Source organism: Polynucleobacter sp. HIN7, from assembly GCF_030297595.1.
Classification (GTDB): domain Bacteria; phylum Pseudomonadota; class Gammaproteobacteria; order Burkholderiales; family Burkholderiaceae; genus Polynucleobacter.
Genome location: NZ_AP028138.1, coordinates 1597708 through 1616648, shown reverse-complemented (window position 1 = coordinate 1616648; position 18941 = coordinate 1597708). Strand labels below are relative to the sequence as shown.

General features: G+C 46.4%; 16 protein-coding genes and 1 pseudogene. 6 read left to right on the top strand and 11 right to left on the bottom strand.

The window, feature by feature from the left end:
• Both murU and QUE64_RS08115 read right to left on the bottom strand, forming a co-directional pair.
• Positions 1-711 carry an N-acetylmuramate alpha-1-phosphate uridylyltransferase MurU gene (murU, locus tag QUE64_RS08120; RefSeq protein ID WP_286225261.1) on the bottom strand — a complete coding sequence of 237 codons (711 nt, stop codon included), beginning with the start codon at positions 709-711 and terminating at the stop codon, positions 1-3.
• Between the two features lie 14 nt (positions 712-725).
• Positions 726-1727, bottom strand: a complete 1002-nt coding sequence (locus tag QUE64_RS08115) for an aminoglycoside phosphotransferase family protein (protein ID WP_286225260.1) — start codon at positions 1725-1727, stop codon at positions 726-728.
• A gap of 33 nt (positions 1728-1760) precedes the next feature.
• Here QUE64_RS08115 and QUE64_RS08110 point away from each other — a divergent pair, with 33 nt between their 5' ends.
• The 4 genes from QUE64_RS08110 to rsmA are packed head-to-tail and all read left to right on the top strand — an operon-like array spanning position 1761 to position 7554.
• Positions 1761-4358 carry an LPS-assembly protein LptD gene (locus QUE64_RS08110; protein ID WP_286223545.1) on the top strand — a complete coding sequence of 866 codons (2598 nt, stop codon included), beginning with the start codon at positions 1761-1763 and terminating at the stop codon, positions 4356-4358.
• 35 nt (positions 4359-4393) lie between these two features.
• A complete protein-coding gene (locus QUE64_RS08105; RefSeq protein WP_286225258.1) occupies positions 4394-5800 on the top strand; it encodes a peptidylprolyl isomerase in 1407 nt (468 codons plus the stop codon).
• Positions 5784-6779, top strand: a complete 996-nt coding sequence (gene pdxA, locus QUE64_RS08100) for a 4-hydroxythreonine-4-phosphate dehydrogenase PdxA (RefSeq protein ID WP_286225257.1) — start codon at positions 5784-5786, stop codon at positions 6777-6779. The genes QUE64_RS08105 and pdxA overlap by 17 nt, the downstream gene beginning before the upstream one ends.
• Positions 6763-7554, top strand: coding sequence for a 16S rRNA (adenine(1518)-N(6)/adenine(1519)-N(6))-dimethyltransferase RsmA (gene rsmA / locus QUE64_RS08095; RefSeq protein ID WP_286225256.1), 792 nt, complete (start codon positions 6763-6765; stop codon positions 7552-7554). The genes pdxA and rsmA overlap by 17 nt, the downstream gene beginning before the upstream one ends.
• Here the strand turns inward: rsmA and QUE64_RS08090 are convergent, their stop codons facing one another.
• From QUE64_RS08090 to miaB, 8 genes and pseudogenes are all read right to left on the bottom strand, one after another.
• Positions 7555-8295, bottom strand: coding sequence for a lysophospholipid acyltransferase family protein (locus QUE64_RS08090; RefSeq protein ID WP_286225255.1), 741 nt, complete (start codon positions 8293-8295; stop codon positions 7555-7557).
• Positions 8292-8864 carry a D-glycero-beta-D-manno-heptose 1,7-bisphosphate 7-phosphatase gene (gmhB, locus tag QUE64_RS08085; protein ID WP_286223540.1) on the bottom strand — a complete coding sequence of 191 codons (573 nt, stop codon included), beginning with the start codon at positions 8862-8864 and terminating at the stop codon, positions 8292-8294. Before gmhB ends, QUE64_RS08090 begins: the two co-directional genes overlap by 4 nt.
• A complete protein-coding gene (glyS, locus tag QUE64_RS08080; protein ID WP_286225253.1) occupies positions 8861-10990 on the bottom strand; it encodes a glycine--tRNA ligase subunit beta in 2130 nt (709 codons plus the stop codon). Before glyS ends, gmhB begins: the two co-directional genes overlap by 4 nt.
• Before the next feature lie 15 nt (positions 10991-11005).
• Positions 11006-11889 (bottom strand): annotated as a pseudogene (gene glyQ / locus QUE64_RS08075) (glycine--tRNA ligase subunit alpha).
• A gap of 65 nt (positions 11890-11954) precedes the next feature.
• Positions 11955-13478 carry an apolipoprotein N-acyltransferase gene (lnt, locus tag QUE64_RS08070; protein WP_286225252.1) on the bottom strand — a complete coding sequence of 508 codons (1524 nt, stop codon included), beginning with the start codon at positions 13476-13478 and terminating at the stop codon, positions 11955-11957.
• The gene (locus QUE64_RS08065) at positions 13479-14324 is read right to left on the bottom strand and encodes an HlyC/CorC family transporter (RefSeq protein ID WP_286225251.1); all 846 of its coding nucleotides are present in this window, start codon (positions 14322-14324) and stop codon (positions 13479-13481) included.
• A 53-nt stretch (positions 14325-14377) separates the two neighbouring features.
• On the bottom strand, positions 14378-14827 hold the full coding sequence (ybeY, locus tag QUE64_RS08060) for an rRNA maturation RNase YbeY (RefSeq protein WP_286225250.1): 450 nt from the start codon (positions 14825-14827) through the stop codon (positions 14378-14380).
• Positions 14828-14840: 13 nt separating this feature from the next.
• Entirely contained in the window at positions 14841-16193 is a 1353-nt protein-coding gene (miaB, locus tag QUE64_RS08055) for a tRNA (N6-isopentenyl adenosine(37)-C2)-methylthiotransferase MiaB (RefSeq protein WP_286225249.1), read from the bottom strand.
• Positions 16194-16329: 136 nt separating this feature from the next.
• On the opposite strand from miaB, the gene htpG reads away from it, so the two are divergent.
• Positions 16330-18228: a molecular chaperone HtpG gene (gene htpG / locus QUE64_RS08050; protein WP_286225248.1), complete on the top strand. Its 1899-nt coding sequence runs from the start codon at positions 16330-16332 to the stop codon at positions 18226-18228.
• Positions 18229-18238: 10 nt separating this feature from the next.
• Positions 18239-18625 (top strand): OsmC family protein, encoded by a 387-nt coding sequence (locus QUE64_RS08045; protein ID WP_286223532.1) that lies wholly within the window; start codon positions 18239-18241, stop codon positions 18623-18625.
• Here QUE64_RS08045 and QUE64_RS08040 read toward each other — a convergent pair.
• A complete protein-coding gene (locus QUE64_RS08040) occupies positions 18617-18922 on the bottom strand; it encodes a glycine zipper domain-containing protein (protein WP_286223531.1) in 306 nt (101 codons plus the stop codon). The two genes, QUE64_RS08045 and QUE64_RS08040, sit on opposite strands and share 9 nt — an antisense overlap.
• Positions 18923-18941 lie beyond the last annotated feature (19 nt).

The window sequence follows — 18941 nt, the reverse complement described above, 5'->3', positions numbered from 1 at the left end:
TTAGGATCGATTTAGTTCAGCTAAGCGTTCGGGACTACCTACATCCTGCCATGAACCTGAATATTTTTCACCGGAGATCTGATGATTAAGCATTGCCCTGCGTAAGATGGGGGCTAATTTAGCACTTTCTCCCCGATTTAAGCCATCAAATAAGCTCCGGTGATAGATACCAATCCCTGAAAAAGTCAGTTTTGGACTATTGGCATTCGAATGCTCCTCCCCGCGCACGATGCTGCCATCAAGATAAAAGTCGCCTGTCGGATGATGGGGTGGGTTGGGAACCAAAATTAGATGAGCCAAAAACTGATTTTGGTTACGGAGTTGATTAGCACGTTGGATCAATTCATGAATTGGAAAATTAGGACTAAAAACATCCCCATTAATCACCAGAAAAAAGTCAGCAGGCTTGAGAATGGGCAATGCTTGGCAGATTCCCCCGGCTGTTTCCAGGGCACTTACCTCCGGAGAGTATTGAATCGACAGGCCATATTCATGGCCATTCCCTAAGGCCGTCTCGATCTGTTTACCAAGCCAGGCATGGTTGATCACCACATGTTGAATCCCAGCCCGCTGTAGGGATTCTAGATGCCAGCTGAGCAATGATTTACCACGAACGTTTAATAAGGGTTTCGGGGTATGGTCGCTTAATGGACGCATGCGCTCCCCTCGACCAGCGGCCAATAAAAGACAAGGTAAATTCTGTGCAGTCATCGATAGTGAACAGTTTAAGACGACTGTTTTGCAACTTGATCCAAAATCCGCAAAAGAGGCTTAAAGCAACCGTAACGACTTGCAACCGCACGCGTATATTTGAGAACCAAGGGAATGTCGTTTAAGTAATTGGCTTTGCCATCGCGGTGATATAAGCGCGCAAAGATACCTAGGACTTTCAGGTGACGCTGTAAGCCCATCCATTCAAAGTCCCGATAAAAATCCGCAAAATCAGATGGAACTTTCAAGCCAGAAGCGCGAGCTATATCCCAATACTCAATCAAGAAATCAAGTACTTCTTCCTCGGTCCACTCAATATAAGCATCGCGCAATAAAGAGACAATGTCATATGTAATCGGTCCATATAAAGCATCCTGAAAATCCAAAACTCCGGGGTTGTTAGATGAGCAATGCATTAAATTGCGCGAATGAAAATCGCGATGGACATACACCTGCGATTGGGCAAGATTATTTTCTTTGATCAACCGAAAAATAGTATGCAGTTGATTTCTCTCATCATCACTTAGAGTGTATTGATGATGACGTTTTAAATACCACTCATCAAATAGATCGAGTTCGCGCTGCAAGGTTGCATCATCATAAGGTGGCAAAACACCCTCACGACTGGCATATTGCATTTTTACTAAGGCTTGGCTGGCATCTCGGTAAAGTGCTTTTGCATTACTTGGTGATAAGACGCTCAGATAAGTTTGACTTCCTAAATCACTGAGTAGTAAAAATCCTTTTTCCTGGTTTTCTGCGAGGATGATGGGTACATGAAGCCCTGCATCTTTTAAAAGATTAGCAACCTGAATAAAGGGTAAAACGGTCTCTTTATCGGGTGGAGCATCCATCACAATCAGGCTGGGGTATTGGGGGTGAGCGCTAGCGATTCGGAAGTAGCGTCTAAAGCTGGCATCTGCGGAAGCAGGGGCCAAGCTGGTGGGCTCTAGCCCCCAACGGCCCACTAGGCTATCAAGCCATTGATTCAGTTGAATTAAGCGATTGTCAGGCATGATCGATTCGTATAATAAGGGCTGTCTGGATCCATGAGTCATTATCGCCTTCGCGCCGGCATCAGCGCCTATCTTGCATCTTTAAAGACCCCGTTCGTGATCCTGGGCAGGGGGCTATTGGTCGCCGCACTCTTTGTGTCGCTGCCACTGATGGCACAAAACTTAGGCCCAGTCACCAATGCGATTTCACCATTATTACCATCGCCCCAACAAAATCAAGCGCAACAGGAGCTTCAAAGACAAGCGCCAGTTCCGATTGGCGAGCCACCCCGACCATTGCCGGTTGGATCGCTCCCAACCACAACCCTAGTTCCTAGTCGCGCCGAAGTCACGGTCTTAAAGTTAGATGATCAATTACGGGTTGGTAAACCGATTCCAGATAGTGAGGCCTTGACCTTCACCTTTAGCGATGAAATTGATGGGGTGGTTGATCGTCAAATGAACTTGAAGGGGCGTGCTCAAATTCGTCGGAACAATACCATCATTAAGGCCGATGAAATTAATTACGATCCTGATACAGATATTGCAAATTTAATTGGTAATGTCGAGCTCATTAAAGGAAATACTCAGTTCTCAGGGCCCCGCGCACGCTTTAAGGTTGATGCGCGTGAGGGAGAGATGGATAAACCGAACTATGAGCTTCGGGATGTTCGCGGACGTGGTAAAGCGAACAAGCTAACGATTGAGTCGGCCGATGTATTTATCTTTGATAAAGCCACCTATACCACTTGCAGTCCAGATAATTTAGATTGGTATTTCACGGCTACTCAGATTGAGGTTGATCAAGAACAAAAACAAATGACCGGGCGCAATGGCGTGATGCGTTTTTTTGATGTACCGATTGCATACGCACCTTACTTTAGTTTGCCTACGTCAAATCAACGTCGCTCGGGATTGTTGGCGCCTGTGATTGGTTATAACTCGAATAATGGTTTAGATATTGCACAACCGTACTACGTCAATATTGCGCCGAATCGCGATCTCACCATTACACCTCGGTTCATGAATCATCGCGGGACATTACTAGGCGGCGATTTTCGTTACATTGATCCCAAGTATTCAGGAACCTTGAGCGGTCAGTTCATGAACTACGACAAAATTTTAGGACGCGATCGTTGGAAGTACGACTGGCAACAGCGACAAATGCTAGGTCGAGCGTGGAATGGTTACGCGAATGTGAGCAAGGTATCGGACAATCTATATCCAATCGATTTTTCCTACGGCATTGGTGGTGCAGTGACGAATCAGTTTCGGCAAGAAGTCGGTACCAATTATGGCGGTATCAAAAACTGGAATTTCACTGCACGCGCACTGACCTTTCAGACCCTACAACCAGATCCAACAGCACCCGTCACTTCTCCCTACAACATCTTGCCCCAAGTCACCGCCAATTATCGAAATCAGCGTGCCTTGGGCGCCCCTGGAGCATTCTCGGGTGGGTTTAATCGAGCCCCCGACATTACATTCAGCGCAGACTTCACTCGCTTTTCATATAACACCAATAATCTGTATGCACCAGCCTCTGGCATGCCACAGGGAGGGTCATTTAGTCAGGCGGATCGAACCGTGATTCGCGGTAGTATCGCTTTGCCACAAGTTACTCCGGGATATTTCTTGAGACCCAAGTTAAGTTTTCAGGCCAATCAATATTCTGGGATGCTCACAAATAGCCCATCAACTTCGATTAATCAATCCTTAAATCAACCGATTCAAGGATTTGCCTTACCAACCTTTAGTTTGGATTCTGGTTTGGCGTTTGAGCGTGACGCAAGAGAGATGAAGGGCTTCTTTGGGCGCGACATGATTGTGACCATGGAGCCACGCGCCTTTTATGTGTATACACCATTCCAAAGTCAGGCACAGACCCCGCTCTTTGATACTGCTGACGCTGGCTTTGGTATTACTCAAATATTTAGTGAGAACACTTTCGTGGGTAATGACCGCGTTGCTGATAACAATAAATTAACTATGGGCTTGACAAGTCGTGTTCTAGAAACGAACACTGGCGCCGAGCGAGCCACGGTAACTTTGGCCCAACGCCAAGATTTCACAGGTCAACGGGTAGGCTTGAACGGTACGATCCAAAATCCCACACGTTACTCCGATACGCTGGGTGCCAGTACGATCCGTTTGCTAGGAAACTTTAACGTCGATTTATTTGGACAATACAACACCCAATTGAATCGTTTTGTACAAAGCAGTGTTGGCGCGGGGTGGCGACCGACTCCGGGCCGCAGCCTTAATTTTGCCTACCGGAATGTTTGGAATCCACCAACCGATGGCACGAACTCTGGTGTGACTCAGACCGATCAATACAATGCCTTTGGCGAGTGGCCAATATTTAAAAAGTATCGTGTATTAGGCCGTTGGGGGTATGACGCCTTAACAGCAAAGACCTTAAATACCCTCGTGGGATTGCAGTATGACGCAGATTGTTGGACCGCACGCTTTGCTTACTCGCAAGCCCGTAACACCTCCCAAATCACTACTACCCAGGTCCTTTTTCAATTAGAATTTAGAGGCTTTGCTAGTGTTGGAAATAATCCAGTCGATGTGATGCGTCTAAACGTTCCTGGATACCAGCCGGTAGCCAAGCCTTTGCCACCCTCACCCTACGAAAATTATCAATAATGATTTTGTGTCGTAATTCATTCCTAAAGTTCACCATGTTTCCTTATTTGATGGCATGTGGATTCTTGGGCGTGTTGTTTAGTCAGCCATTGGGCGCACAAAATAATCCGTCTGCCAATGAGCCTAAGATCGTCAACATTGATGGCGTAGTGGCGGTTGTGAACACTGGGGTTGTAACGCGTAAGGAAATTGATGATCGGATTGCCTCGATTCAAAAGCAAGTACCAGCTGGCGGAAAAAAACTGCCAGAGGGTAGCGAGCTACGTAAGCAAGTGCTCGAAAACTTGATCTTAGAGAAGATTCAAATTCAGGAAGCTGAGCAAACTGGTTTAGCCGTTAACGATAAAGAGCTCAATAAGATTATTGAAGACATTGCAACTCGGAATAAGTTGACCTTCAATGAATTTCGGGAGACAGTCACCAAATCAGGCATGAGTTTTCAGCGCTATCGCGAGCTATTGCGTGAAGATGTTCTAAAAGCGCGTTTACGAGAGCGGGAGGTTGATTCACAAATTAAGATCTCGGATGCTGAAATCGATAACTTTATTGTTGAGCAGATGCAGCGTCGCGGAGCAGAGCCTGCTGCAGCAGGCTCAGGTCCTGAAGAGATTGCGGTTGCTCAAATTTTTATCCCGGTGGAAGAGGGGGCTGGTCCCAGCGCTCAAGCTGATGCTAGAAAGCGTGCTGAAGCCATATTAAAGGAAGCACGTGGTGACGCAGATTTTATGCAGTTGGGCGCACAAGCCAATAAAGAAAACTCTCGTATTAAGTTCCAGGATCTTGGCTATCGAACCCAAGATCGTTTACCTCAAATCTTTGTTGAGGCTGTAAGAAATCTTGGTCCTGGTCAAGTGGCGCCATCGGTGGTTCGAAGCCCGGCCGGCTTTCATGTATTAAAAGTAATGGATCGACGTTCCAGTGGTACAGGGGCACGCGCAGCTACCAGTAATGCCAATCCAGCGGATCTCACCCCGCAGAATATGATTGTTACGCAAACGTTAGCGCGACATATCTTGATTCGTCATCGCCAAGGATTGCAAGACGCGGATGTCGAGCGACGCCTGCAAGGTTATCGTGATCAGATTCGTGCCAAGACCGCTGATTTTGAGTCTTTAGCGAAGAAATTCTCGGAAGATGGCTCGGCCCAGAATGGCGGCATATTGGGTTGGATGGGTCCTGGCGAATTGGTGCCCCCATTCGAGATTGCGATGAATCGCTTGCAAATTGGCGAGGTGAGCGATCCAGTCAAGACGGAATTTGGTTGGCATTTAATTCAAGTACTGGAGCGGCGCGATGCGCAATTAACGGTTGAGAAGCAACGTGAGTTTGCTCGAGCAGCCATTCGAGAGCGTAAGTTCGAGCAAGCCTACCAAGACTGGTTGCGCCAATTACGCGATACCGCGACTGTCAAGATTTTGAATCTGGATGAGCAAGTCCGTTAAGCTCGCACTGAGCACTGGGGAGCCGGCTGGCATTGGCCCTGAAGTTTCATTAGCAGCTGCCAAGGCCTTCATAGCAGCCCATGCTGATGCAGAGATTAGATTATTTGGTGATCGGCAGTTATTTGCGCACGAGGTATTGCCGCCCCAAATCAAAGTTGTGCATATCCCTCTAAATCATCCACCACAATCTGGTGTTCTTAATCCAGCTAATGCACACTACGTGCTTTCAGTCATTCGAGCAGCCAGCGATTCTTGTCGAGTTGGTCAACATCACGCCTTAATTACTGCTCCGGTCCAAAAAAGTATTTTGGATACCCCGCAACATCCATTTACAGGACACACTGAGTTTTTGGCTGACCTTGATCAGCAACGCCAGGTCGTGATGATGTTGTGCGGCGAAATCCCCCAAGCGCTCAGTGGTAAAGGGCAAGTAATCCCCTTACGAGTCGCTCTTGCCACCACCCATTTGCCTATTCTTCAGGTTGCCGATGCGATTCAGTTTGAGTCTTTATTCAATACTCTGAAAATCATCAAAGCGGATTTAAAGACACGCTTTGGTATCGCAAAGCCTCGCATTGCGGTGACTGGCTTAAATCCCCACGCTGGAGAGGACGGTCATCTTGGTCGCGAGGAGCTTGACGTGATTATTCCTGTGATTGAGGCTGCTAAACATGAAGGGATCTTGGCCTCTGGACCCTATCCAGCCGATACCTTATTTCATGCGGATCGCTTGCATTCATTTGATGCGGTCTTGGCGATGTACCATGATCAAGGCTTGGCTCCCTTTAAGTTAGCAAGTTTCACGGAGGGAGTGAATGTCAGTTTGGGCCTCTCGTATATCCGTACTTCTGTTGATCATGGTACCGCCCTCGATATTGCTGGGCAGGGTAAGGCAGATTGGCGCAGTATGTTTGCAGCTTTACAACTCGCAAGAGAGTTGGCTCTTACAAAATTGAATCACGATGCATCGAGCACGTAAGCGCTTTGGACAGAACTTCCTGATCGATCAGGGAGTAATTGCTGCGATTGTGAATGCCTTAAATCCGACGCCTGGCATGCACGTTCTTGAAATTGGTCCTGGACTTGGCGCCTTAACTCGACCTTTACTTGAGCGACTTGAAAAACTCGAAGTTCTTGAGATCGATCGTGACATTGTTTATACATGGCAAGAAGCAAAACAGCGAGAGCAGTTAGGTGGCCTGATTATTCACGAAGGGGACGCTCTTCAATTTGATTTTGTTAGCTGGGCTAAGCAAGCCAAGCTATCGAAAGAGCGCTGCGCCTTGATCGGTAACCTGCCATATAACATTTCATCGCCTTTGCTATTCCATCTGATTGCAGCCGCCCCATGGGTTGATGAACAAGTCTTTATGTTGCAGGCTGAAGTGGTAGAACGTATTACTGCATCAGCGGGTGATTCGGAGTACAGCCGCTTATCGGTCATGCTGCAAGCAAGGTACCACGTGGATTACTTATTGGATGTGCCGCCGACTGCGTTCGAACCTCAACCCAAAGTAGATTCTGCAGTGATTCGGATGATTCCACGTGCTGATTTTGCTTTAACACCAGCACAATGGGGTGCGCTTAGTCAGATTGTGGCCTTGGCCTTTGCTCAGCGTCGCAAAATGTTACGCAGTAATTTACAGAGTATTGCTGAGCAACTAAATCTTACCGATACGGAGCTAAAAGCACGCGCCCAAGATATTTCAGTGGAGCGTTATATTCAGTGGGCGTTGATGCTGTCAGAAAAATGATTATTTAGCTTGATAAGCTGCTGGGTCAATCCGCCGCATTTCACCCTCGATCCAGGTTTCTACGGCCTCATGTAATCGATCCCCAGACTTGCCCTGGGAGGGAATCGACGGTCCAATCGAGACTGTAATGAGACCAGGGTACTTCAAAAAGCTATTTCGTGGCCAGCAGCGCCCAGCATTGTGGGCGACCGGTAATACGGTTGCTCCCGTGAGTCCGGCTAAGCGGGCCCCGCCTTTGCGATAGGGCTTATGAGATCCAACGGGTGTTCGGGTACCCTCAGGGAACAAAATCATCCACTTGCCCGCCTTTAAACGCTCTTTACCTTGATTGGCAACCGATATTGCGGAGCCGCCTGCATCAGAGCGATTGATATGAATCATGTTCAGTAAGCCAATCACCCAACCAAAAAATGGAATCCAAAGTAGTTCACGTTTAAATACATAGCAGAGCTCTTTGGGAAAAATTTGTAAGAACGCGATGGTCTCCCAAGCCGATTGATGCTTACTAAGTATCACCACAGGCTGATCAATCACTGCTTGTATATTTTCTCTTCCCAGAACTTCAAACCGAACCCCACAAAAGAATTGCAAGAAAAAGATAATGCTTTGACCCCAGAACTGAATGATGCGATAGCGTGTATGTTCGCTCAGAAAGGGAAATGTCATTAAGCAGAAAACAGCATACAGCGGCGTGTACGCTACAAGACTAATAAAAAAAAGAAGAGAACGAAGCCAAATCATGACTGCGCCAAAATTGATCGCGCAAAACCCATCAAATCCTCATGAATTTGTGTATTGCTAGGTAACTCAGCCCTCTTAACACCACGACCTTTCCCTGTTAGGACCAAGTGCGGACTGGCGCCCAGAGCCGTTCCTGCCAAAAGATCGCGCAATGAGTCGCCCACGATCGGAACATTGCTTAATGGCAAAGCAGGATTTGCAGGACTTTTTAAATATCGATTTGCAATTTGCTGCATTAAGCCCGGTTTAGGCTTACGGCAATCGCATTGATCGGCATCGGTATGAGGACAAAAGAAAATACTATCAATCTTGCCGCTCAATGGTTTAAGCAAATCCATCATTTTTTGGTGCATCGCATGCAATTCACTTAAGGTGTAATAACCGCGTGCAATGCCCGATTGGTTGGTGGCAATGGTCAGGGTATAGCCTGCCTGAGAGAGTAATGCAATCGCCTCTAAGCTATTAGGAATCGGGATCCACTCATCGCATGACTTCACATAATCGTCACGATCTTGGTTAATCACCCCATCGCGATCCAAAATGATGAGCTTATCGACTTTAATGGTCATGCAAGTTTGCCAATATCAGCGACCAAATTCATTTGTTGGTGGAGGCGCTGGAGTAGAGCAAGACGATTATTTCGAAGCTCGATGTTCTCATCCATCACCATAACATCTGCAAAGAATTGATCTACTGGATCACTGAGTGAGACCAAGTCTTGCAATAGATCAATTAATTGTTGGGCTTGGAGCTTCTGATCGAGGCGCGGTTGCAGTTGAGTAAGGGCCGTGTATAAATTCTTTTCTGCTGCAATCGTGAGCAAACTTGGATTGATCTCTGCACTCACTTTGCCATCGACCTTCTTCAGGATGTTACTAATTCGCTTATTGGCTCCAGCGAGCGCGGCCGCTTGCGGTAATTGATTAAAACTTCGAATGGCTACTAAACGTGCAATTAGATCATTGAGTTTTTGCGGATGGGTGCTCAGGACCGCATCAATTTCTAAGGGGCTAAATGTGGCGCCATCAACGGCTTGATCTTTTAAATATGCTTTTAATCGATCCAGAATAAACTGATAGATAACTTCTTCATCAACCTCGACCTTCAAAACTAGATTTGAAAACTGCTGCTTCGCAAGACCAATGAGTTGCTTGAGATTGAGCGGCAGATTCTTTTCTAGTAGCAGCCGGCAAATGCCCAAGGCATGGCGTCGCAATGCATAGGGGTCCTTATCACCTGTGGGAGCAAGACCGACACCCCAAATCCCAACAATCGTTTCTAATTTATCAGCAATCGCCAATACGGTTCCCACTATGGTTTGTGGCAGAAAATCCCCAGCAAATCGAGGAAGATAGTGCTCATAACACGCGGCAGCGACATCCGGTGCTTCATGATTGGCTAAAGCGTAGTACCGCCCCATGACCCCTTGGAGTTCGGGAAACTCGCCAACCATATCCGTTAATAAATCAGCTTTAGCAAGTTGTGATGCACGGTCAAGCTCTTGTAGATTAAGCTGTAATCCAGTTTGATTCAGGCTGTTGGCAATTCCACTAGCGATAGCTCGGACCCGCTCGGAACGCTGTAACTGATTTCCTAATTGATTGTGATAAATCACCTTAGCTAAATCAGGAACGCGTGATTCAAGAGTGCGCTTTTGATCTTGCAGATAAAAGAAGCGGGCATCAGCTAAGCGGGGGCGAATTACGCGCTCATTCCCTGAAATAATTGACTCTGGTTGATCGGTTTGGATGTTTGAGACGATGAGAAAGCGATTGCTTAGCTTGCCATCCTGATTGATCAAGGCAAAGTATTTCTGATTGGTTTGCATCGTCAGAATCAAGCATTCCTGAGGAACTTCCAAAAACTCAGGATCAAATTCGCAGGTATAGATCGCCGGATACTCCACCAAGGCGGTCACTTCATCCAAAAGAGCATCTGGCATTAAAACTCGTAGGTCGTTGGCAGCCTTTTGTAGCTCCAATTCAATATAAGCGCGGCGTTTGGTAAATGACGGAATTACTTTTGCAGCCTCCAGTTGGGGTTCGTATTGCTGCGCGTCACTAATGGTAATGATTCCAGGTGATAAAAAACGATGCCCTTCGGTTTGATTGCTGGCATCAATTCCCAAAGCATGAATTGCAAGCGTCTTCGATCCGTGTAATGCAATGATGCGGTGCACAGGTCTCGCAAATTGGACCTCTTCAATTCCACCTGACTGGCCTTGGACCTGGTAATGCATCATCTTTGCAATCGGCAAATGATGAATTGCATCCATAAGAGCCTGTTGTAATGTCGATTCCAGGCGCGCACCTTTGGCAATGGTATTTAAATATAGCGCTTCATTTTTACCTTCACCACTGCGTTCCAGTTGATTCAGTGGAGTATCAGAGTGACCTAAGCTTGCCAACTTTTTGGTAAGCGCTTGACTGGGTTTGCCTTGTTCGTCAAAGGCAATTGAGAGTGGCAAGAGTTTCTCGCGCACCGGATAATCGGAAGCTTGATCCAAAACATCGCTAATCAGGACTGCTAGACGTCTTGGGCTGGCAAAAGACTGACAGGTGCTACTGGCACTTAGCAACTGTGCTCTCTTTAAACCTTCGTAGATTGACTGCGATAGGGATTCACCTAAACGTTTGAGTGATTTTGGGGGAAGCTCTTCGGTAAATAGCTCGAGTAGCAAGGGGAGACGGTTCATATGAAAATTAATGCCTTAATGCGCTTTAGTTTGCAACATGGGAAAGCCTAGTTGTTCACGTGATTCGTAATAGGCTTGTGCGACCAAGCGTGACAAATTACGAATACGACCAATATAAGCAGCACGCTCTGTTACTGAAATCGCCCCACGCGCATCAAGCAGATTAAATGTATGGGCTGCTTTTAGAACCATCTCATATGCAGGCAGTGCAAGCGATTGCTCCATGAGGCGCTTTGCTTCGCTTTCGTACTGATTAAAGTTTGCGAACAGGAAGTCTGTATTGGAGTGTTCAAAGTTATAGCGTGATTGCTCCACTTCATTTTGGTGATAGACGTCACCATAGGTCACACTGTCCGTCCAGACGAGATCAAAGACGTTTGAGCAGTTTTGCAAGTACATCGCCAAACGTTCAATTCCGTAGGTAATCTCACCCAATACAGGTTTGCAATCTAAGCCACCCACTTGCTGAAAATACGTAAATTGAGTCACTTCCATTCCATTGAGCCAAACTTCCCAGCCAAGGCCCCATGCTCCTAAGGTCGGGTTCTCCCAGTCATCTTCTACGAAACGAATATCGTTTTGCTGCAGATCAAGCCCCAAAGCCTTCAAGGAGCCCAGATACAAATCCAAGATGTTGGCAGGTGCTGGTTTTAAAACAACTTGGTATTGGTAGTAGTGTTGTAAGCGATTTGGGTTTTCACCATAACGACCATCCTTGGGACGGCGTGAAGGTTGAACATAGGCTGCTTTCCAGGGTTCAGGACCAATGGCTCGCAAAAAAGTGGCTGTATGCGAGGTACCAGCCCCAACTTCAAGATCGATGGGTTGCAACAAAGCGCACAACCCTGTTGGTCCCAATAATCTTGAAGTTTGAGAATAATTTGTTGAAACGTTAGCATGCGACACAATGATTTTTTAGATAAGACCTTGATTTTACTCGGCAAACCAAGGACTCGTTAAAAAATCAATTCGGTCGTGTTCTTCCCCAATAGCCAATCCCTAAGGCAAAAAGTACCCAGATCAAAATCGGCCAATTACCCCAAATCACATAAGGCGTTCGTCCCTCAAAGGCTTGTACACGCAGCTCAAGCTCACCCTGCACAAATTGCTCAAGATCTGCCATGACACGTCCGCGTTCATCAATCAGTGCAGTGATTCCGGTATTAGTGGCACGTAAACTAGGTAGGCCGGTTTCGAGAGAACGCAATTGAGAGAGGCGCAATTGTTGCATCGGGGCTTGCGATTGGCCAAACCAAGCCAAGTTGGTCACATTCACTAAAAGATTAACTGGCTCTCTACTATTGCGAATTCGGGTAGCGATTTCGTTACCAAAAATATCTTCGTAGCAAATTGAGATGGCGGCATAAAGGGGGTGATCTGGATTAGAGCGGGGGCGAATTGAAAATGGTGCTTGATCAATCGATCCTCTGGCAAAGTCACTCATCGGTACTTTAAAAGCATCCACAAACCACTGAAAACCCGGGGGAATAAATTCGCCAAAGGGAACTAAGTGATGTTTATCGTAGTGGTAGATTGACTGTTCTTTAGAAAAGCCACTGACTCGATTGGAATATTGAACCGCGGTATCGCCCTTAGCAATTTTGCCAATTAAGCCGAGTAATACGTGACTATCTGTTTCATTCACAAACGCTTGAATACGTTCAATAGACTGATCAGGAATATCGGTCTCAGGCCAAGGAAACGCGGTCTCAGGGGCAATGATTAAATCGGCTGGGGCTTTAATAATTTGATCCCGATAAAAATGGATTTGTTTTAGGATTTCAGCGGGATTAAATTTGAGGCTTTGTTCAAAGTTCCCCTGAATCAGTCGCACCGTGATGGGTGAGTCTTTGGGGGTTGTGAATGACCACATTCCCAAGACCTGGACAATCGCAACCGCTCCCACTACGCCAGCGATATTTCGTAATCGAGGCTGACTCAATTGCAAGGCGGCCCAGATGCATAAAAAGGTACAAGCTAAACCGCCAAAATAGGGCGCAATATTGGCAAAGGGGCCATTTACTTGCGACTCGGCAAAGCCCATCCACGGAAAGCCAGTAAAAATCTGACCCCGTAAATATTCGGTGAGTACCCACGCTGCAGGGATCGCGAGGGATCGCCACGCAGAATGAGCAACTTGCTTTGCAATCAGATTAGCTAATCCAAAATAGACCGCCATGAGACTGGCTAGAGCGAAAACAGCAAGACTTGATAACCAGACCGCCATTCCACCGACATCGTGCAGGCTTATAAAAATCCACCAAAGAGCGATTACAAAATAGCCAAGACCGAGTAAGAATCCATCCCGAAATGCCTGACTAAATTTTGCCTCGCTACTTTTATTTAGTATGTATAAAGTGTAAGCAAATAAGACTATTTGAATATAGCCGCTAAAGGGAAGCTCACTCGCGACCGCTAAGAGAACTCCTAAAAAAATAAGTAAGGAGCTATAAATAACGGTATTGGCCTGAAGACGACTACTTTGCAATTAAGAATCAGTGGCAGAAACGTTGGGGGTTGCAATACGGCGCATTAGAAGTATGTGGACCTGACGGGGATCGGCACGTTGGACCTCGAATTCAAAACCATTAATACGAACCCGCTCGCCAAATTTTGGTACTCGACCCAGATGTTGAATGACCAGCCCGGCAACAGTTTCTACGTCTTCTGCCGAAAAATCCGTTTTTAACTCATCGTTGAGCTGTTCTAATTCGGTCATGCCCTTGATGCGATAGTCGCCATTTTTTAAGACGGTGATATTGTCAGCATCCTCATCGATGTCATGTTCATCTTCAATATCACCAACAATTTGTTCGATGACATCCTCAATCGTAATCATTCCAGCCACGCCACTGTATTCATCGACCACAATAGCCAAATGGTTGCGGTTATTACGAAAGTCTTTCAGTAGAACACTTAAACGCTTTGATTCAGGAATAAATACAGCCGGCCGAAGCCAGTCGCGAATCTGAAAATCCTTTTCTGTGAAATGGCGCAAAAGATCTTTGGCTAAAAGAATTCCGATGACTTGATCGCGACTCCCTTCATAGACTGGGAAGCGCGAGTGGCCAGTTTTGACTACATCTGCAATGATTTGAGACAAGGGGGCATTGATGTCAATCCAGTCAATTTGGGCTCGAGGCAGCAATATATCGCGAGCGGATAATTCGCCAACCTGAAAAACGCCCTCGATCATCGAAAGCGCATCGGCATCCATGAGCCCATCGGCTTGGGCTTCACGAAGAGTCTCAATCAACTCCCTGCGCTGCGCTTTGGGATCAGAGGACTGGTCCGAAAAAAACGCGCTTAGACGATCAATCAGGCTATTAGACATAAATTAGTAGACAGCATAAAACATTTTGATGAAAGTCCGACAAACGAATCTTTTTAGTAAGGGTTTGCAAAGCCAAGCGATTGCAATATCTTGATCTCTAAGGCTTCCATTTGTTTAGCATCTTTTGGCTTTAAATGGTCATAGCCTTTGGCGTGCAAGCAGCCATGAATTAAAAGATGGGCGAGGTGAGCCGCGAGTGGCTTTTGTTGTTCTTTGGCTTCTTTGCGCAGAATTGGTAAACATAAAACAATGTCTGCTTCAATTGATTTTCCCTGTGTTGGGTAGGAAAAAGTAAGGACATTGGTAGGCTTATCAAAGCCGCGAAAAAATAGGTTGAGATCATGGGCCTCGGCTCGATTCACAAAGCGAATCGTGAGGATTACTTTACTTTGAAAACAGGCTCCAGCCCATTTACGAATTTGCGCCAAACTCGCTATCCTCAAAACTTGGCTTTGGAGGGCTTGGGTAGCAAACTGAAGATCAAGATTGAGGGTTTGGCTCATGAATCAATTAGACCTAAGAATGAATAATTTCACCCCGTAGGGTGTGCTTGAGAACTTCAGTCACTTTAACGTCTAGCATCTGTCCAATCCATTGATCAACTGAGCGTTGATCAGAATCACCCTCAGGAATAATGATATTGACCACGCGATTATTCTCGGTGCGCCCCAGCAGATGAGCCTTATCACGAGTCAAGCCTTCAATCAAGACTCGCTCATGATTGCCTAGCATTGCTTGACTAACTGTCAGCGCTTGAGAATCAATTTGCGCAATCAAACGTTGTAAGCGCTTTAACTTGACCTCATAGGGCGTGTCGTCTTCTAGATTGGCTGCAGGAGTACCGGGCCGAGAACTAAAGATAAATGAATAACTGTTATCAAACTGCAGTTCGGTCACCATATCCATTAGCTTCTCAAAGTCAGCTTCGGTTTCTCCAGGAAAGCCTACGATGAAGTCACTGGAAAGTGAGAGATTGGGGCGAACCATACGCATTTTGCGAACAATGCTTTTGAACTCTAAGCTCGTATAACCTCGTTTCATGGCTGACAAAATTTTGTCAGAGGCGTGCTGTACGGGGAGGTGTAAATGACTGACTAATTGTGGAACTCGGTCATACACATCAATTAGGCGTTGGGTAAATTCTTTTGGATGGCTGGTGGTAAATCGAATCCGCTCCAGCCCCGGTATCTCTGACATGTATTCGAGGAGCAGGGCAAAATCAGCAATCTCTGATGTTTGGCCCATAAGCCCGCGATAGGCATTGACGTTTTGGCCTAATAGGGTGATCTCCTTGACGCCTTGCTCGGTTAGGCCCACTATTTCAGTGAGCACATCTTCAAAGGGGCGAGATACTTCTTCACCGCGCGTGTACGGTACCACGCAGTAGCTGCAGTACTTGGAGCAACCCTCCATAATGGAGACAAAGGCTGAACCTTTGGTCTGACGTGAGCGCGGGAGATGATCAAACTTCTCAATTTCGGGAAACGAGATATCTACTTGCGATTGACCAGTGGCGAGTCGCTCATCAATTAGTTTTGGCAAGCGGTGTAAGGTTTGTGGGCCAAAGACAAAATCCACATGCGGGGCACGATTAATAATTTGTTTACCTTCTTGGCTCGCAACGCAGCCGCCGACGCCAATTAACAGATCGGGCTTTAATTGCTTTAGTTCCCGTAGGCGCCCTAGGTCTGAGAATACCTTTTCTTGGGCTTTTTCTCGGATAGAGCAGGTATTGAGCAAGATGACATCAGCATCTTCAATTTGATCCGTTTGGTTCATGCCTTGTGCTGAATGAAGTACGTCGGCCATTTTGTCCGAATCATACTCATTCATTTGGCAGCCAAATGTTTTGATATAAAGCTTTTTCATACGCCGATCTCAGGTTTATAGCTGGGGGCAAGACCCCTATTGTAGGCGATTATCGCTACGATTTAGGCTCTTGAAATCGCTTAAGGTGCCCCAATATAAAAGCAATCGAAATCAAGACCAAAGAGGACGCTTACTAATGAGTGCAGTTAAAGAAACCCTTGGCTTTCAAGCCGAAGTAAAACAACTTTTGCAGTTAATGATCCATTCCTTGTATTCCAACAAGGAAATCTTTTTGCGAGAGCTCATTTCAAACGCTTCAGATGCTGCTGACAAGCTACGCTTTGAGGCGATGAACCATCCGGATTGGTATGAGTCTGATCCAGAGTTAAAGATCAAAATTAGCTTCAATAAAGAAGCCAGAACCATCACCATCAGTGATAACGGAATTGGTATGAGCCGGGATGAGGTAATCGCCAATCTCGGAACCATTGCCCGTTCGGGTACTAAGGAGTTCTTTACAAAACTCTCTGGCGATCAGCAAAAGGATGCCGCTCTGATTGGTCAGTTTGGTGTTGGCTTCTATTCGGCATTTATCGTGGCTGATAACATCATCGTGGAAACACGACGGGCTGGTTTGCCCGCATCCGAAGGTGTGCGTTGGGAATCCCAGGGCGCTGGGGAGTTCACGATTGAAACCATCAATCGTCCAGAGCGTGGTACCTCGATCACCTTACACTTGCGTGAAGGCGAAGACGAGTTGCTTTCCTCTTGGAAATTGAAATCTATTATTCGCAAGTATTCGGATCACATTTCTTTACCAATTCAGATGCAGAAGGAGGAATGGGATGAAGAAAAGAAAGAGCAGGTTACAAAAGATGAGTTTGAGACCATCAATCAAGCGACCGCCTTGTGGGCCAGACCAAAGTCAGAAATTACGGACGAGCAGTACAAGGAGTTCTATAAACATATTTCCCATGACTTTGAAGACCCCCTAACATACTCGCACAATCGAGTTGAGGGACGCAGTGAGTTCACTCAACTCTTATTTATTCCCAAGAAAGCCAATTTTGACCTGTGGGATCGCAATAAGCGCAATGGCATCAAACTATATGTCAAACGCGTCTTCATCATGGATGACGCTGAACAGCTAATGCCTATGTACCTTCGCTTTGTCACGGGTGTGATTGATTCGGCTGATTTGCCACTTAATGTTTCTCGTGAAATCTTACAAGAGTCACGTGATGTCAAAACTATCCGTGAGAGCTCAACCAAGCGAGTTTTAACGATGCTCGAGGAGTTGGCTAATAGTGAGGATACTGCTAAAAAAGAGCTATATGCTCAGTTTTGGCAAGAGTTTGGTCAGGTTCTCAAAGAAGGGATCGGAGAGGATGTTGGTAATCAAGAGCGAATTGCGAAATTAGCGCGCTTTGCTAGTACGCACACTGATTCTGCCGAGCAAACAGTTGCGCTTGCTGACTATGTGAGTCGTATGAAGGAGGGGCAAGACAAGATTTATTACGTTACCGGTGAATCCTATACTGCTGCCAAGAACAGCCCTCACTTAGAGATTTTCAAGAAAAAAGGGGTTGAGGTTCTGCTGCTATCGGATCGAGTCGATGAGTGGATGCTGTCGTATTTCCATGAGTTTGACGGCAAGGCCTTGGTATCGGTTGCAAAAGGCGGGCTTGATCTGGGTGCCTTGGCCGATGAGGCCGAGAAAAAGGAGCAAAAGGAAACCGAAGAGCAGTACAAGGATTTGATTGAGCGTATGAAAAAATCCCTTGATAGCAAAGTGAAGGATGTGCGGGTTACGTTGCGCCTGACTGATTCGCCAGCGTGCTTAGTTGCTGATGAGCATGAGCTCTCCGCAAATTTATTACGAATGCTCAAAGCCGCAGGCCAACAGGCCCCGGATAGTAAACCGATTTTAGAAATCAATCCGCAGCACCCGCTAGTTCTCAAATTAAAATATGAAGATAAGCAATTTGATGATTGGGCAACCATTTTGTTTGATCAAGCATTGCTTGCAGAAGGGGGTCAATTACAGGACCCTGCTGGATTTGTAAAACGTATTAATCAAATGCTTTTGGCATAAAGGATTGGGTATGAGAGCGGTGGTATCTCGATTTGGTAGTGGTAATTTTCAGCAGACCCTAGAGGTAGGCAATGATCATTTTGTCTCGGATGTTGCAAAAGACAAGGGCGGTGATTCTGCAGGACCATCGCCACATGAATATTTAGGCGCTGCCTTAGCTGCCTGCACAGGCATGACCCTAAAAATGTATGCCCAGAGGAAATCCTGGGATCTACAAGATGCAATTGTGACGGTAGATATCGAGCGAGAAAACGAGATCGAGAAATTCAAGCGTTCAATCAAGCTTGTAGGCATCACTGATGCCGAGCAATCAGAGCGATTACTTGAGATTGCCAATAAATGCCCTGTTCACAAGGCACTTATTGGCACTATTGAAATTAATACTGAGTTACTTTGAGCTTGATGAGGAGCTATTCGAGTTGGTAGAGCTTGCCTTACCGGCTTGATAGCCTTTGTTGTATTGGGCTTGCTTGTCTTTTTCGTACATGTCATACACGTAGCCAGAGGCTGCACCAACTGCAGCTCCACCGACTGCACCCCAAATGGGGTTGCCATGGAAGATTGCGGCACCAACCGCTCCAGCGGTAGCACCGATTGCGCCACCCGATAAGGTGCGCTGTTGGGTGGTATCCATATTGGAGCAACCTGTAATCAACAATGCGGAACCAAGAATGATGGGTAATGATTTTTTCATGATCAAGTTCTCCTAAATG

What these genes read in the sequence shown, in the direction of transcription:
- murU (WP_286225261.1), bottom strand. Translation starts at nt 711, where the DNA reads ATGACTGCACAGAATTTACCTTGTCTTTTATTGGCCGCTGGTCGAGGG.
- QUE64_RS08115 (WP_286225260.1), bottom strand. Translation starts at nt 1,727, where the DNA reads ATGCCTGACAATCGCTTAATTCAACTGAATCAATGGCTTGATAGCCTA.
- QUE64_RS08110 (WP_286223545.1), top strand. Translation starts at nt 1,761, where the DNA reads ATGAGTCATTATCGCCTTCGCGCCGGCATCAGCGCCTATCTTGCATCT.
- QUE64_RS08105 (WP_286225258.1), top strand. Translation starts at nt 4,394, where the DNA reads ATGTTTCCTTATTTGATGGCATGTGGATTCTTGGGCGTGTTGTTTAGT.
- pdxA (WP_286225257.1), top strand. Translation starts at nt 5,784, where the DNA reads ATGAGCAAGTCCGTTAAGCTCGCACTGAGCACTGGGGAGCCGGCTGGC.
- rsmA (WP_286225256.1), top strand. Translation starts at nt 6,763, where the DNA reads ATGCATCGAGCACGTAAGCGCTTTGGACAGAACTTCCTGATCGATCAG.
- QUE64_RS08090 (WP_286225255.1), bottom strand. Translation starts at nt 8,295, where the DNA reads ATGATTTGGCTTCGTTCTCTTCTTTTTTTTATTAGTCTTGTAGCGTAC.
- gmhB (WP_286223540.1), bottom strand. Translation starts at nt 8,864, where the DNA reads ATGACCATTAAAGTCGATAAGCTCATCATTTTGGATCGCGATGGGGTG.
- glyS (WP_286225253.1), bottom strand. Translation starts at nt 10,990, where the DNA reads ATGAACCGTCTCCCCTTGCTACTCGAGCTATTTACCGAAGAGCTTCCC.
- QUE64_RS08065 (WP_286225251.1), bottom strand. Translation starts at nt 14,324, where the DNA reads ATGTCTAATAGCCTGATTGATCGTCTAAGCGCGTTTTTTTCGGACCAG.
- ybeY (WP_286225250.1), bottom strand. Translation starts at nt 14,827, where the DNA reads ATGAGCCAAACCCTCAATCTTGATCTTCAGTTTGCTACCCAAGCCCTC.
- miaB (WP_286225249.1), bottom strand. Translation starts at nt 16,193, where the DNA reads ATGAAAAAGCTTTATATCAAAACATTTGGCTGCCAAATGAATGAGTAT.
- htpG (WP_286225248.1), top strand. Translation starts at nt 16,330, where the DNA reads ATGAGTGCAGTTAAAGAAACCCTTGGCTTTCAAGCCGAAGTAAAACAA.
- QUE64_RS08045 (WP_286223532.1), top strand. Translation starts at nt 18,239, where the DNA reads ATGAGAGCGGTGGTATCTCGATTTGGTAGTGGTAATTTTCAGCAGACC.
- QUE64_RS08040 (WP_286223531.1), bottom strand. Translation starts at nt 18,922, where the DNA reads ATGAAAAAATCATTACCCATCATTCTTGGTTCCGCATTGTTGATTACA.